Source organism: Streptomyces sp. CBMA156, from assembly GCF_014596515.1.
Classification (GTDB): domain Bacteria; phylum Actinomycetota; class Actinomycetes; order Streptomycetales; family Streptomycetaceae; genus Kitasatospora.
In genome coordinates, this window is the sequence record NZ_MSJQ01000228.1 from 1 (window position 1) to 14124 (window position 14124).

General features: G+C 75.1%; 14 protein-coding genes. 1 reads left to right on the top strand and 13 read right to left on the bottom strand.

Going from position 1 to position 14124, the window contains the following annotated elements; all coding sequences use genetic code 11:
* Positions 1-130: 130 nt before the first annotated feature.
* The 13 genes from BU198_RS18870 to BU198_RS18930 form a co-directional block, all read right to left on the bottom strand.
* The gene (locus BU198_RS18870) at positions 131-925 is read right to left on the bottom strand and encodes an MBL fold metallo-hydrolase (RefSeq protein ID WP_188298039.1); all 795 of its coding nucleotides are present in this window, start codon (positions 923-925) and stop codon (positions 131-133) included.
* A gap of 442 nt (positions 926-1367) precedes the next feature.
* Positions 1368-2261 (bottom strand): alpha/beta hydrolase, encoded by an 894-nt coding sequence (locus BU198_RS18875; protein ID WP_317620189.1) that lies wholly within the window; start codon positions 2259-2261, stop codon positions 1368-1370.
* Positions 2258-2959, bottom strand: a complete 702-nt coding sequence (locus BU198_RS18880) for an indole-3-glycerol-phosphate synthase (protein ID WP_188298040.1) — start codon at positions 2957-2959, stop codon at positions 2258-2260. The genes BU198_RS18875 and BU198_RS18880 overlap by 4 nt, the downstream gene beginning before the upstream one ends.
* The gene (locus BU198_RS18885; RefSeq protein WP_223244613.1) at positions 2956-3693 is read right to left on the bottom strand and encodes a phosphoribosylanthranilate isomerase; all 738 of its coding nucleotides are present in this window, start codon (positions 3691-3693) and stop codon (positions 2956-2958) included. The genes BU198_RS18880 and BU198_RS18885 overlap by 4 nt, the downstream gene beginning before the upstream one ends.
* Positions 3690-4835, bottom strand: a complete 1146-nt coding sequence (locus BU198_RS18890; RefSeq protein ID WP_188298041.1) for an acyl-CoA dehydrogenase family protein — start codon at positions 4833-4835, stop codon at positions 3690-3692. Before BU198_RS18890 ends, BU198_RS18885 begins: the two co-directional genes overlap by 4 nt.
* Positions 4836-5033: 198 nt before the next feature.
* Positions 5034-5408 (bottom strand): ectoine synthase, encoded by a 375-nt coding sequence (locus tag BU198_RS18895; protein WP_188298042.1) that lies wholly within the window; start codon positions 5406-5408, stop codon positions 5034-5036.
* Complete coding sequence (trpA, locus tag BU198_RS18900; protein WP_188298043.1) at positions 5402-6277, bottom strand: tryptophan synthase subunit alpha; 876 nt, start codon at positions 6275-6277, stop codon at positions 5402-5404. The genes BU198_RS18895 and trpA overlap by 7 nt, the downstream gene beginning before the upstream one ends.
* Positions 6270-7385 carry a hypothetical protein gene (locus BU198_RS18905; protein WP_188298044.1) on the bottom strand — a complete coding sequence of 372 codons (1116 nt, stop codon included), beginning with the start codon at positions 7383-7385 and terminating at the stop codon, positions 6270-6272. Before BU198_RS18905 ends, trpA begins: the two co-directional genes overlap by 8 nt.
* 4 nt (positions 7386-7389) lie before the next feature.
* Positions 7390-7671, bottom strand: a complete 282-nt coding sequence (locus BU198_RS18910) for an acyl carrier protein (RefSeq protein WP_188298045.1) — start codon at positions 7669-7671, stop codon at positions 7390-7392.
* 48 nt (positions 7672-7719) lie between these two features.
* Positions 7720-9225 (bottom strand): AMP-binding protein, encoded by a 1506-nt coding sequence (locus BU198_RS18915; protein WP_317620190.1) that lies wholly within the window; start codon positions 9223-9225, stop codon positions 7720-7722.
* A 5-nt stretch (positions 9226-9230) separates the two neighbouring features.
* Entirely contained in the window at positions 9231-10094 is an 864-nt protein-coding gene (locus BU198_RS43360) for a MaoC family dehydratase (protein ID WP_188298046.1), read from the bottom strand.
* The gene (locus tag BU198_RS18925; protein ID WP_188298047.1) at positions 10091-11326 is read right to left on the bottom strand and encodes a beta-ketoacyl-[acyl-carrier-protein] synthase family protein; all 1236 of its coding nucleotides are present in this window, start codon (positions 11324-11326) and stop codon (positions 10091-10093) included. Before BU198_RS18925 ends, BU198_RS43360 begins: the two co-directional genes overlap by 4 nt.
* A 64-nt stretch (positions 11327-11390) precedes the next feature.
* The gene (locus tag BU198_RS18930) at positions 11391-12602 is read right to left on the bottom strand and encodes an aminotransferase class I/II-fold pyridoxal phosphate-dependent enzyme (protein WP_317620191.1); all 1212 of its coding nucleotides are present in this window, start codon (positions 12600-12602) and stop codon (positions 11391-11393) included.
* Positions 12603-13186: 584 nt separating this feature from the next.
* Here BU198_RS18930 and BU198_RS18935 point away from each other — a divergent pair.
* Positions 13187-14059 carry a bacterial transcriptional activator domain-containing protein gene (locus tag BU198_RS18935; protein WP_188298048.1) on the top strand — a complete coding sequence of 291 codons (873 nt, stop codon included), beginning with the start codon at positions 13187-13189 and terminating at the stop codon, positions 14057-14059.
* Positions 14060-14124: the final 65 nt, after the last annotated feature.

Below are 14124 nucleotides of genomic sequence, written 5' to 3' on the forward strand. Positions count from 1 at the left end.
CCCCCCCCCCCCCCCCCCCCCCCCCCCCCCCCCCCCCCCCCCCCCCCCCCCCCCCCCCCCCCCCCCCCCTCCCCCCCCCCCCCCCCCCCCCGGGCCGGCCCGGGTGCGGACCGGCCCGGCTGCGGGATGGTCAGACGGCGGCGAAGCGCCGCTCGCCGCCGTCGGTGAGGATGCGGCCGAAGCGCATGCCGGGCAAGTGCGCGGCGACCAGCAGGTCGTCGGTGCCTGCGGCCTCGTCGGCGATGCGGTTGCGCACCGCGGAGGCGGCCGCCGGGTCGATGTCCCAGACCACCTGCCAGTCGCGTTCGCCGAACTGGACCACCGAGTGGACCACGTCGCCCAGCAGCAGCGCGCGGCGCCCGCCGGAGGAGAGCACGTACACGGTCGTGCCGGGGGTGTGGCCGGGCAGGTGGAGCGCGTCGATGCCCGGCGCGAGGGTGAAGTCGGCGTCGAACGGCTCCAGTCGGCCCTCGACCGGGGTGAGTTTGGCGACGGCCCCGGGGGTGGTGGCCGGGCCGGTGACGAAGTGCTCCCAGTCGGCGCGGTGGGCGCGGTAGGTGGCGCGCGGGAAGACCGGCCGGCCGTCGACGGAGGCCCAGCCGACGTGGTCGAAGTGCAGGTGGGTGAAGACCACGTCGGTCACGTCCCCGGGGGTGATGCCGTGCGCGGCGAGCGAGTCGAGGAGCGCTCCCCCGCGGTAGCGGCCGTCGTCGTACGGTCCGACCCCGGCGTCGACCAGGACGGTGCGCCCCGCGCTGCGTACCAGGAAGCCGCCCAGTGGCAGGGTCAGGCTGCCGTCCGGTTCCCGCTCGTGCGGGTGGCAGGCCCACGGGTCGTCCACGCCGGGACGGGTGAGGATCTCGGCGGCCCTCTCGCTGCCCGCCCCGTCCGTGATCGCCAGTACCTCGATGTCGCCGATCCTCAACGCCGTGCTCCTCCCCTGGGCGCCTGTCACCGTGACCGGCGCCGAACCCCGTGAACCCCGTGAAGCACACGAACCACGCCCGGCCGCCCGGGATTCCCGCGTCCCGGGCGCGGTGCGCCGCCCGCGCCCGGGACGGAACGGCGGGTGCGGGCGGCGCCCGGGGCCCCTCAGGCCCCGGGGACCCGGCCGAGAGCGGCGCCGGCCCGGGTCGCCCCGTCGGGTTCCCCGGCCGGCGGCGCGTATGCACCGGTGTCCGGATCGGTGTCCGGATCGGTGTCCGGATCGGCGTCCGCCGGGTGCCGCAAGCCCGCGCGGGCGGCGGCCGGGACGGTGGACAGCAGGCGCCGGCGGGTGGGCGGGCCCCGCCGTCCCCCGTGCCCAGGGGGGACGGCGGGGCCTTCTCACCACCCCTCGCCAGGTGGTCGGGTGGGCCGTGCCCGGGTCAGACGGCGGCCAGGGCGGGGGCCGTGGGGGCGGGGGCGGGGCGGGTGAGGCAGTCGTCGGTGAAGGCGAGGGCGCGCAGGTGGTAGGGGCGGGCGGCGTGGCCCAGGGAGAGGTTGTGGCCGGCGCGGCGGGCGGTGGCGAGGCGGGCCAGGCCCGGGGGGAAGGCGGCGGTCAGGGCGGCGCGGGAGGTGTCGTCCAGGCGCCACCAGTGCTCGTGGTCGGCCAGGGTCAGGCGCACCGGTACCCGTACGCGCGCGGCGAGCGCGCTGTAGCGGGCGGGCCAGGTGGCCAGTTCGCGGGATTCGAGGGCGGGCACGGGGGTGAGCAGGGTGCGGGCGGCGTGGAAGGTGCCGGGCGGGTAGAGGGCGAGGGGGCCCCAGTTGAGGCGGCCGCCGCCGGCGAGGTCGTCGGGGCGTTCCCAGGCGCCGGGGGCGTAGTGCTGGGCGAGGCCGGAGATGTCGCAGCCGAGCAGGGGCAGGTGCGGGTCGTGGGGCCAGTGGGCGGCGAGCCGGAGGGCGATCTTGCCGCCGAAGGAGTGGGCGAGGAGCTGGACGCCGGCGCCGGTGGGGTGGGCGCGGGCGTAGTCGGTGAGGGCGGCGTGGAGGGTGGCGGCCTGGTCGGCGATGAGCTGGCCGGCGGGCAGGCGGTGGGCGGAGGCGCCGTGGCCGGGGCGGTCGATCGCGAGGACGGTGTAGCCGAGCTCGGCGGCGAGGGTGAGCAGGCTGGTGTCGGGGTGGGCGGGGCCGGCGAAGTAGGCGGCGCGCATGCCGCGGCCGTGGATGGCGAGGATGACGGCCTTGGGGGTGTGGTGGTCGGGTTCGGCGACCAGGGCGGACAGCGGGATGCCGTCGGCGTCCAGGACCAGGGAGCGGGTGCGCAGGGCGGGTTTCACGCGGCGGCCCCTGTTCTGGCGGTGTCCAGGCCGGTGAGCCAGGCGTCGAGGTCGCCGGTGCGCATCAGGGAGGTGCCGACGAGCAGTCCGGCGTAGCCGGCGTCGAGCAGGCGGGCGGCCTCGTGCGGTTCGGTGATGGCGGAGGCGGAGACGGGGGCGCGGCAGCCGGCGGCGCGCAGGGCGGGCAGCAGGCGCAGGCTGCGGCCGAGGTCGCCGTGGTCGCGTTCGCGGGTGCGGATGTCCTTGTTGTTGACGGCGACGACGCATTCGGTGATGCGGGGCAGCGGGTCGAGTTCGTGTTCGTCGGTGATCTCGACGAAGGGGGTCAGGCCCAGGTCGAGGGCGGCGGTGACCAGGCGGGCCAGGGAGGTGGCGGGCAGCAGGGCGGCGGTGAGCAGGACGGCGGAGGCGCCGAGGGCGCGGGCGGCTTCGAGCTGGGCGGGGCGGGTGAGGAAGTCCTTCTGGAGGACGGGCAGTCCGGTGGCGGCGGTGACCTCGCGCAGCAGGCGGGGGGTGCCGCCGAACCAGCGTCCGGTGACCACGGACAGGCAGGGGGCGCCGGCCTGTTCGTAGCGGGTGACGAGGTCGGTGACGGTGCGTTTTCCCAGGAGGTCGGTGCCGTGGGGGTCGCGGAGTTTGACCTCCATGACCAGGGGGCGGTGGGCGGCGAGCAGCGCGTCGGCGAAGTTCGTGCTCATGCGGGGGTCTCCTGGAGGCGCGGGTGCCAGGCGCGGGTGAGGGCGGTGACGGCTTCGTGGGTGAAGCGGCCGGTGCGGTCGCGGGCGGCGGTGTCGATGTCGGCGCCGGCGTAGAGGGGGTGGTCGGTGACGGTGCGGTAGGTGTCGCGGTTGGTGGTGCTGAGGCCGCCGGCGAGGAGGAAGGGGATGGTGAGGCGGGGCAGCAGGGCGTGGACGTGGGCGGGGTCCAGGGGGTGGCCGGTGGAGCCGACGCGGCCGTCGTCGGTGACGGTGTCCAGGAGGAACAGGTCGCAGCCGGCGCGTTCGAAGGCGCCGGTGAAGGCGCGTTCCAGGCAGCGGCCGCGGGCGAGGTGGAGGACTTTGACGAGGACGGCGTAGGGCAGCCGGTCGCGCAGGTCGGCGACGAGGGCGGGGCTCTGGTAGGCGTGGAGCTGGATCCAGCGGATGCCGGTGGCGCGGGCGAGGGCGGCGATGGTGCGGGCGTCGTCGAGGAAGGTGACGAGGACGGGTTCCAGGCCCAGGCGGATGGCGGTGGCGGCGAGGTCGGCGAGGCGGTCGGCTTCGAGGTCGGCGGGGCCGCCGGGGATGCCGTGCCACAGGCCGACCAGGGTGGGGCCGGTGTCGGCGAGCAGGGTGAGGTCGGTGCGGCTGCGGGCGCCGCAGACCTTGAGGTGGCCCCAGCGGGCGGGCGCGGCCGTGCCGGTCGTGCCGACCGGGGCGGTGGGGGCGGTCATTTGCCCAGGCCCAGCATGGCGGCGATGCGGTTGTACTGGATCTCGTTGCTGCCGGAGTAGATGGTGCCGGCGACGGCGTTGCGTACGTCCTTCTCCAGTCCGTACTCGGACATGTAGCCGTTGCCGCCGAAGACCTGGACGGCGGCGAGCGAGGTGGCGAGGTTGGATTCGCTGGTGAGGAGTTTGGCGATGGCCATGTCGACGGTGACGTTGTCGCCGGCTTCCAGGCGCTGGGCGGTGTCGTACAGCCACTTGCGGGCGGTTTCCAGGCGGATCTTGGTGTCGACGATCTTGTTGGCGACGGACTGGTAGGAGCCGATGGGTTTGCCGAAGGACATGCGGGTCTTGGCGTAGTCGAGGCAGCGGGCGAGGCGGTGCTGCATCTCGCCGGTGTTGACGATGAAGGAGTAGAGGATCTCGCGTTTCATGACGTGGTCGAGGACGAGGAAGCCGCCGCCGACGCGGCCCAGGACCCGGTCGGCGCCCACCCGGACGTCGTCGAGGTAGAGCTCGGAGAGCGGGGAGGTGCGCAGGCCCATCTTCTTGATGGGGTTTCCGGTGCTCAGGCCGGGGGTGTGGGCGTCGAGGAGGAAGGCGGTGACGCCCAGGGCGCCGCCCTGGGGGTGGGTGCGGGCGTAGACGACGACGACGTCGGCGACGGGGCCGTTGGAGACGAAGGTCTTGGCGCCGTTGAGGACGAAGTGGTCGCCGTCGCGTACGGCGCGGGTGCGCATCTGCATGGCGTCGGAGCCGCCCTCGGACTCGGTGATGGCGTGGGCGCCGATGGCCTCGCCGGAGGCGATGCGGGGCAGGTAGGTGTCCTTGAGGGCGGGTGAGCCGAAGGCCTGGAGGGGGACGCCGGTGGAGGCGATGGAGGTGGTGACGGAGAAGTTGAGGCCGCCGTCGCGGCAGGCGTGGCCGAGGCCTTCGAGGACGTACATGGTGGTGAGCAGGGACTGGCCGAGGCCGCCGTAGCGTTCCTCGAAGGGCAGGGAGAGGATGCCGGTCTTCTGGATCAGGCGCCACTTGTCGTGGGAGAAGGCGGCTTGTTCGTCGCCTTCGATGTGGCCGGCGCTCAGGTCGTCGCCGAAGCGGGCCAGGCCTTCGCGCAGGGCCGTCTGGTCGGCGTTCCAGCGGATCATGAAAGGTGCCGCCTTCCTCCCGGGCCCGGTGTCGGGGGCCCGGGGTGGCAGGCCGGCGGTTTCTGGTCGCCGGCACACGTCGGTTCAGAAGGTCGCGCCCCACGGGGGCCCGGGCCCCCGCGGGTGAGGGGGTGGCGGGCCCCTTTTCGTGGTGGGGGCGGCGGGCCCTGGGCGGCGGGCCCGGTGGGGCCCGTGCGCTCAGTAGGCGGAGGAGTTGTGGGCGTCGAGCTGGTGGACCTCGTCGCCGCGCAGGGCCGGGGAGAAGACGCACACCAGGCGCAGGTCCTCCTCGGGGCCGGCGACCAGGTAGTGGGCGTCGTGCTCGTCGAGGGCGTACAGGCGTCCGGGGGTGATGGGGTGGGTGGTGCCGTCCATGTCGATGACCTCGCCGGAGCCGGCGATGCAGTAGCACGCCTCCAGGTGGTTGCGGTACTCCAGGCGGGACTTGGTGCCGGCGTTGACGATGGTGTCGGTGAGGCTGTAGCCGAGGCCGTCGCTGGCCACCAGGAAGCGGCGGGACAGGCCGTTGCCCCATTCGACGGTCTTCACGTCGTCGATGTCGCGGATCAGCATGCCGGTTGTTCCTCTCGGGTCGTGGTGCCGGGGGTGGTGGGGGTGGTGCGGGTTCCGCCGCGGGCGCCGGGGTGGCCGGTGCGGGCGGGGCGGAGGCCGGTGAGGAAGGCGCTCAGTTCCCCGACGGGGTCGAGGCCTTCGGTCAGGGCGTGTTCGATGCGGGCGACGGCGGCGGAGCCGACGATCGCCGCGTCCGCGCCGCAGGCGGCCACCGCGTCCAGGTCGGCGGCGTTCCTGACGCCGAAGCCGACGGCGACCGGGGTCGCGGGGGCCGCGGTGCGCAGCGCGGTGACGGTGGCGGTGAGGGTGTGGTGGCCGTGTGCGGGGGTGGTGCCGGAGCGGCCGTAGTGGGCGACGAGGTAGACGTAGGCGCCGTGGGCGGTGCGGGCGGCGGTGTGGAGGGTCTGGGGGGTGGAGGCGGGGTAGCAGGTGGTGACCTGGGGCAGGCCGGTGGTGGTGAGGGCCTGGTTCCAGGTGGGGCGCAGGCGTGGGGGCAGGGCGTGGACGAGCAGGGCGCTCGCGCCGGCGTCGAGGGCCTGGCGGGCGGTTTCGGTGGGGTCGCGGTGGCGCAGGCTGTGGCTCCAGTCGGCGAGCAGGACGACGTTGAGGTGCCGCAGTCGGGGGGTGAGGCGGGCGAGGTCGGCCAGGACGGTGTCCCAGGTGGTGCCGGCGTCGAGGGCGCGGGTGGCGGAGCGGCGGATGACGGGGCCGTCGGTGGGTGAGTTCGGGAAGGGGACGGCCAGTTCGAGGACGTCGACGTCGTGGTGGTCGAGCATGAGGGCGAGGTCGGTGAGGCGGCCGGCGGGGTCGCCGGCGTTGAGGAAGAGGGCGAGGCCGGGGCGGTGCGGGGGGAAGAGGGGGTCAGGCACGGGCGGCCTCCGGGTGCGGGACCGGGCGGGTGCCCGGGGCGGTGCGGGTGCCCGGGGCGGTGCGGGTGCCCGGGGCGGTGCGGGTGCCCGGGGTGGTGCGGGTGGCGGTGGCGAGGCGTTCGGCGAGGGCGCGGGGGGCGCCGTCGGCGAGGGCGTCCAGGGCGGCGGTGTGGGCGTCTTTCCAGTGGGTGTGGCGGCCGGAGGCGAGGGCGAGGGCGGCGGCGTTGAGGGCGATGGTGTGGGTGGCGGTGGGTCCGGCGCGGCCGGCGAGGGCGGTGAGGAAGTGGCCGGTGAGGTCGTCGGGGTGGGGGGCGAGGTCGGCGAGGGTGCCGGTGTGGGGGGCGACGGATCCGGCGGGCAGGTGGATGTCGCCGTCGGGGGTGTGCAGGGTGTTGTCGGCGAAGGGCAGGAGTTCGTCGGCGCCGGCGCTGTTGTGGGCCAGCCACAGGGTGCGTCCGCTCACCTGGGCGGCGAGGGGGCGCAGGGCGTCCAGGGCGGTCCGGGTGGCTACGCCGGTGAGCTGGGCGGTGACGGGGACGGTGGCCAGGACGGGGCCCAGGGTGTTGAGGAGGGCGCCGAAGGGTTTGAGGGTGAGCGGGTAGAGGGTGCGGGCCAGGCGGGTGAGGGCCGGTGGGTAGACGTGGGGGCCGGCGAAGGCGATGCCGTGGCGGGCGAGGTGGTCGGCGGTGGCGTCGTGGCCGGAGGTGAGGGTGATGCCGAGGCGTTCCAGCAGGTCGACGGAGCCGGCGGTGCTGGTGTGGGCGCGGGAGCCGGTCTTGACGACGGGGACGCCCATGGCGGCGGCGGTCAGGGCGGCGGCGGTGGAGAGGTTGAAGGTGGCCGGGCCTCCTCCGGTGCCGACGATGTTGACGCTGCCGGGGTGGGCGGGGCCGGGGTGGGGGGCGCGTTCGGTGAGGGAGGTGACCAGGGCGGCGAGGGTGCCGGGGTCGGGCAGGCGGGTGGTGAGGCCGGCCAGCAGGGCCGCCGCCTGGGCCCGGTCGGTGTCGGCCGGGCCCAGGGTGCGGTGCTGGAGCTGGTCCCACCACGAGCGCCAGGCCTCCAGGCCGACGGGTCGGGCGGCGAGGAGCGCGGTGAGGGCCGGGTGCATCGTGTCAGCCGCCCACGCTCGCGCCGGCGGCGGCGGTGGCGGCGGTGCGGCGTTCGGTGATGAAGGCGTCGATGGCGGCCACCGAGCGGAAGTTGTTCGGGTCCAGGTCGGTGTCGTCGACGGGCAGGGCGAAGTGGTCCTCGACCCAGGCGATCAGTTTGAGGACGCCGAGGCTGTCGATGACGCCGTCGGAGAGCAGGTCGTGGTCGTCGGCGAGCTGGTCGGGGGTGACGTCGGGCAGGAACTCCTCGATGAGGAACCGCTTGATCCGGGCGATGTTGCTCATGGCGGCAACTCCCTTGCTTCGGTGGGGATGTGACAGGGGTGGTGACGGTCAGGGGGTGGGCAGGACGGCCTTGCGGTCGACCTTGCCGGTGGCGGTCCTGGGCAGCGGGTCGTCGTGGATGGCGAGTTTCTCGGGGACGGCGGCGCGGGGCAGGTTGCGGGCCAGGTGTTCGCGCAGGACGAGGCTGTTGAGGGTGGAGCCGGGGGTGCGCCGGACGGCGGCGTGCAGGCGTTTGCCGGTCAGCGGGTCGCTCTGGGCGGCGACGGCGGCTTCGCACACGTCGGGGTGGGTGAGCAGGACGCGTTCGATCTCGGCGGTGTTGACGGCGACGCCGCGGACCTTGACCTGGAAGTCGGCGCGGCCGGTGAGGTGGATGCGGCCGGCTTCGTCGCGGGTGACGAGGTCGCCGGTGCGGAACCAGCGCCGTCCTTCGCCGGCGCCGTCGGGCCGGGTGGTGAAGCGTCCGGTGTCGCGGGAGCGGTCGAGGTAGCCGGCGGCCTGGAAGGGGGTGGAGACGTGGAGTTCGCCGCTGCCCGCGCCCTGGAGGGGGGTGCCGTCGGGGGTGGTGATGAGGGTGCGTACGCCGGGCAGGGGCCGGCCGATCGGCACGGGCAGGGCGGCGGCGGCGTCCAGGCGGTCCAGGCGGTGCAGGAAGCTGTCGTTGGTCTCGGTGCAGCCGTAGATGTTGTAGAGCTGCGCGCCCGGCAGCAGGGCGGGCAGGGCGGCGAGGGTGCGGGCGTCGATGGCGTCGCCGGTGAACACGGCGTGCTCGACGCTGTCCAGCACCCCGGTGCCGGCGGCCCGGGCGAGGAGCGCGTAGGCGAGGGGGACGGCCTGGAGGACCTGGGGGCGGTGGGCGGTGAGCTGGGCGTGCAGGTGGCGGGCGTCGAGGGCGTGGGCGGGGTCGATGAGCAGGCAGGTGCCGCCGGCGGCGAGGGTGGCCCACACGTCGAGCAGGGCGAGGTCGAAGTTGAGGGGCGCGTAGCCGGCGACGGTGCGCCCCGGTCCCAGGTCGAAGGTGTCGTGGGCCCAGGCGGTGAAGCGGTCCACGGCGCTCTGGGCGAGCGGGACGATCTTCGGCAGGTCGGTGGAGCCGGAGGTGGTGAGCATGAACGAGGTGCCGGCGGCCAGGGTCGGCACGGGGGCCGGGCGGGGCAGGGCGGGCAGGGCGGGGGTGTCCTGGCCCAGGGGCGCGAGCAGGTGGCGGGCGCCGGCCTGGGCGAACAGGGCGGCCAGCAGGGCGGGGGCCAGCTGCGGGGAGGGCAGCAGGAAGGGGCGGCGCTCCATCAGGCAGGCCAGCACCAGGGCGATCGCCTCGGGCGACTTGACGGCGACCAGGCCCACCGGCTCCCCCGGTGCCAGCGCGAGGGCGGCCAGGCGGGCGCGTTCGGCCTCGGCGGCCTCGGCGAGCCGCCCGTAGGTGACGGTGTGTCCGTGCCACAGCAGGGCCGGGGCGTGGGGGCGGGTGCGGGCGTGGGCGGTGAACGCGTCGGGCAGTGCCAGCGGCGGCGGGGTGTCCGCGGCGCGGCGGGCGGAGCGGGCGGTGGTGGTCACGGGTCTCACTCCCCCGCCGGTGCGATGCGCGCCCAGCCGGCCTTGACGGCGGTGCCCGCGTCGGTGGCGAACGTGAAGCGCACCACCGTGCCCCGGTCGTAGGACCGCAGGGTCAGGCGCAGCGGGGTGCCGGGGCGGGTGGGGGCGGCGAAGCGGGCCCCCAGCGCGGTGATGCGGGCGGGGTCGGCGCCGGCGTGGCGGTCGGTGATCTCCTCGGCGGCCAGGGCGACGAGGTGCATGCCGTGGGCGATGGTGCCCTCGAAGCCGGCCGCGGTGGCGGCGGCGTGGTCGAGGTGGATGGGGTTGAGGTCGCCGGAGGCGTGGGCGTAGGCGGTGGTGTCGGCGGTGCTCAGCACGTGGGTGACGGTGTGGGCGTCGCCGTCGGGGAGGCTGCCGGGGTTCGCGGTGGGGGTGGGGGCGCCGTGGGGTGGGGTGGTGGTGGCGCCGAGCAGCAGGGCGGCGGCGGTGAGGTCGGCGATCGGGGTGCCGGTGGCCGCGTCGGCCAGGCGGGTGGTCAGGGCCAGGCGGGTGCCGCGGGCTTCGCGGCGCACCGCGGTGACGTCGACGCTGACGTCCACGGGGCCTGCGGTGAGGGGGGTGTGGGTGTGGATCTCCTGGGCGAGGTGGACCAGGCCGGTGAATCCGGGGTCGCCGGCGGTCAGGGCCGTGACGGTGTGCCGGGCGAGTGCGTGGGCGGCGACGAAGGGGTGGGCGGGGTTCGTCCCGGCCCGTGCGGGGGCGGGCAGGTGGGTGCGGGCCGCGGTGCGGTAGGCCGCCAGGTCCTGTCCGGTGACGTGCAGCCGGGTGCGCGCGAGGGGCCCGGGGGCGGGGGCGGCGGGGGTGGGTGTGGTCGTCGTGGGTGCGGTCATAGCGGGGTCACCACCAGGGTCGTGTTGTGGCCGCCGAAGCCGAACGAGTTGGACAGCGCGGCGCCCGCGCGCACGGGGCGCGGCGCGGTGTGGACGACGTCGAGGTCCAGGCCCTCTTCGGTCTTCTCGTGGTTGGCGGTGGGAGGGACGGTGCGGGCGTTCATGGCCTGGATCGCGGTGATCAGCTCGACGGCGCCGGCGGCGCCGATCAGGTGGCCGATGGCGCCCTTGGTGGAGGTGACCGGCACCCCGTGGGGGCCGAACACGGTGCGCAGCGCGGCGGCTTCGGCCCGGTCGTTGTGGATGGTGGAGGTGCCGTGGGCGTTGACGTGGGCGATGTCGGCGGGGGTGAGGCCGGCGTCGGTGAGGGCCGTGCGCATGGCGGTTACGGCGCCGGCGCCGTCCGGGCGGGGGTTGGACAGGTGGTAGGCGTCGGCGCTGGAGCCGTAGCCGGCGAGCAGTGCGTACGGGGTGCGGCCGCGGGCGCGGGCGTCGTCGAGGCGTTCCAGGACCAGGAAGCCGGCGCCTTCGCCCATCACGAAGCCGTCCCGGTCGGTGTCGAACGGGCGTGAGGCGCGGGCGGGTTCGTCGTTGCGCAGGGAGTGGGCGCCGAGGTTGCCGAAGGCGGCGAGGGTGACGGGGGTGAGGGTCGCCTCGCAGCCGCCGGCGATCACGACGTCCGCCCGGTCCGAGGCCAGGAGGAGGGCGGCGTGGCCGATCGCGTCGGCGCCGGAGGCGCAGGTGGTGGCGATGGTCAGCGCGGGTCCGCTCCAGGCCAGGCGCATGGCGATCTGGGCGGCGGCGGCGTTGGGCATGGTGACCAGTGGCATCAGCGGGGAGACCCGCAGTGGGCCGTGTTCGGTGTAGAGCGCGGATTCGCGGTCGCTGGTGGTGCGGCCGCCCACCGCGGTGCCCACGACGATGGCGCTGCGTCCCGGTTCGGGCCGGGGGTGTCCGGCGTCGGTGTGGGCGGCCAGGGCGGCGAGGGTGCCGTAGTGGGCGAAGGGGTCGAGGCGGCGGGCGTCCTTGGCGGGGACGAGGTCGTGGCCGGGCAGGTCGGTGACGCGGCAGCCCAGGCGTACGCGGTGGCGGGCGAGGGCGGGGTCGGTCAGGGCGGTGGCGGTGGAGTGTCCGGAGGCGACGGTGCGCCAGAGGTGCTCGGGGGTGTGCCCGGCGGGGCTGACCACGCCGAGGCCGGTGACGGCGATCGGCGGCCGGTGGTGGGGGGCCATGGCTTCGTCTCCTCTGCGCGTGGTGCGGCGGCCCGGCGGTGGCGGTGGGTGGGGCGGGTGGGGGTCAGATGAGGCCGGTCCGGGCGGCGGCGGTCAGGAACGCCTCGGCGGCGAAGTCGATGTCGGCGGCGGTGTGGCGGGCGGTGACGGCGATGCGCAGCCGGGCGAGGTCGTTGGGGACGGCGGGGGTGACGACGGGCAGGCCGATGACGCCGGCCTTGCGGCAGGCGGTGGCGTAGTCGTAGGCGGCGTCGTCGGTGCCGGCGATGACGGGCAGGACGGCGGTGGAGGAGTCCATGGTGGACAGGCCGGCGTCGTTGAGGCGTCGGCGCAGGCGTTCGGCCTGGGTCTGGGTGTGGGTGACGCGTTCGGGTTCGCGGCGCAGGATGCGCAGGGATTCCAGGGCGGCGCCGGTCTGGGCGGGGCCGAGGGCGGCGGAGAACAGGAAGGGGCGGGCGGCGTAGCGCAGGTGGCCGATGAGGTCGTGGCTGCCGGCGATCCAGCCGCCCATGGAGGGGATGGCCTTGGAGAGGGTGCCGAGTTTGATGTCGACGCGGACCTTGTGGTCGAAGTGTTCCTCGATGCCGCCGCCGGTCCTGCCGATGACGCCGAGGGCGTGGGCTTCGTCGACCATGAGCAGGGCGTCGTGGCGGTCGCAGACCTCGCGCAGTTCGGGCAGCGGGGCGATGTCGCCGTCCATGGAGTAGACGCTGTCGACGATGACCAGGCGTACGCCGGTGGGGGCGGCGGCCTTCAGGCGGCGTTCGAGGTGGTCGACGTCGTTGTGGCGGAAGCGGGTGACGGTGGCACCGGAGAGGCGGCAGCCGTCGACGATGGAGGCGTGGTCGTACTTGTCGATCAGGACGGTGTCGCCGGCGCCGACGAGGGCGCCGACGGTGCCGACGTTGGCGGCGTAGCCGGAGCCGAAGACCAGGGCGCGTTCGCGGCGGGCGAAGCGGGCGACCTCGGCTTCGAGTTCCTCGTGCAGCGGGATGGTGCCGGCCAGGGCCCGTACGCCGTGGTTGCCGGTGCCGTAGACGTCGACGGCGGCCTTGGCGGCGGCGACGACGCGTTCGTCGCCGGCCAGTCCGAGGTAGCTGTAGCCGGACATCATGAGGAGGCGTTCGCCGTCGAGGTCGCAGTAGGCGCTGTCGCGTTCCATCGTGTAGGCGACGAAGCTGTTGCGCCGGGAGGGGTCGGATTCCAGTTGGGCCACGCGGGCGTTCGTCGCGGCCAGTCTGGGTTCCAGGCGGTCCCATGCTCCGGTGGCGTTCACGGGCGTTTCTCCTTCACGGCGTCACGGTGTTCACGGTCTTCGCGGCGTTCACGGATTGCACGGTGTTCACGGATTGCACGGCGTTCGCGGTTTTCGCGGGCTGCCGGCTTTCCGGCGTGTTCCGGTTCGTTTCCGGTTTCCGTCCGGTTTGCTTCCGGCGGTTTCCCGGGCATTCGCGGTGCGGGGCGGTTCCGGGCGGTGGGCGGGGGTGTTTTCTCGAAGCCTTCACGCGGGGTGCTCAAGGATGGCTACATTTCTACGGCAGGATGCGCAAGGCGTCCGCAATAGGCGCTTTCCTGGCCTGCGGGTCCGCTCTGACGTGCGGAAACGTTGCGTCCACGACGCATCTACCGGCCGGTGGGTATGTTTCCGTTACCGGTGTTGACATCGTTCGACGCGGCGAATGTATGGTCGAAATCCGCCGAAACCGAACGGCTGGTCGGCGGCTCAATTGTTCCGATCCGCGGTTTCCCACGCCGACGGCCTGGTACGGGCCGTCACTTCCGCTTTGGCTCAAGGGGGTTGGAGCTTGTGTTGAAAGGCTTCAGGGAAGACGGCCCGTCGGGCAGATCGGGGGCGGACGCATGCTGATCCGCCTCACCGGCCTGGTGGCGGTCGAGCACGAGGACGGCGCCCCGCAGCACCTGTCCAGCGCCCAGGCCCAGGTGGCGTTCGCCCGCCTGGTGCTGGAGCGCTCCAGCGGCACCAGCCGCGACCAGCTGGCCGACACCATCTGGCCCGACGGCCTGCCCGACACCTGGGCCTCCGCGCTGCGCAGCGTGGTCTCCCGGGTGCGGGCCTTCGTCACCGCCCCCGGCCAGGGGCCCGGGGCGACGCCGCTGATCGCCCAGGGCGGGCGGTACGTGCTGCGGCTGCCCGCGGACGCGGCCGTGGACCTGGAGGCGGCGGCGTCCGCGGTCGGCGAGGCCGGCGAGGCGCTGGCCGGCGGCGCTCACGCGGTCGCCCAGCAGCTGGCCGCGGGCGCGCTGGCGAACCTGCGCGGGGCGTTCCTGCCCGACCACGAGGGCGAGTGGGCGCAGGGGGTGCGCGAGCACGTCGAGGAACTGCGGATCAGTGCCCTGGAGACGGCGAGCCTGGGGGCCTCCGCCCTGGGTGAGGAGCACCACGCGCTGCGCTGGGCGGACGAGGCGGTGCGCCGCGCGCCGTTCCGGGAGAGCGCCTACCGCTGCCGGATGGAGGCGCTGGCCGCTTCCGGCAACCGGGCGGAGGCGCTGCGCTGTTACCAGCAGCTGCGGCGGGTGCTGGCGGAGGAGCTGGGCATCGACCCGGCCGCCGAGACCCAGGAGCTCTACCTCGCGCTGCTGCGCACGCCCGTTCCCGCGGCGCCGGCGCCGGCGGCGGTGCGGGCGGTGGATCCGGTGCTGATGGGCATCTTCGAGCCCCTGGCGCTGGCCCGTCTCGCCCGTCCCGCCGCCGCGCCGGTGCGGGCCGCCTGACCCCGCGTGCCCTGGCGGGCCGTCGCCCCGGGGGCAACGGCCCCGGCCTCTCCCCGCCCCGCCGG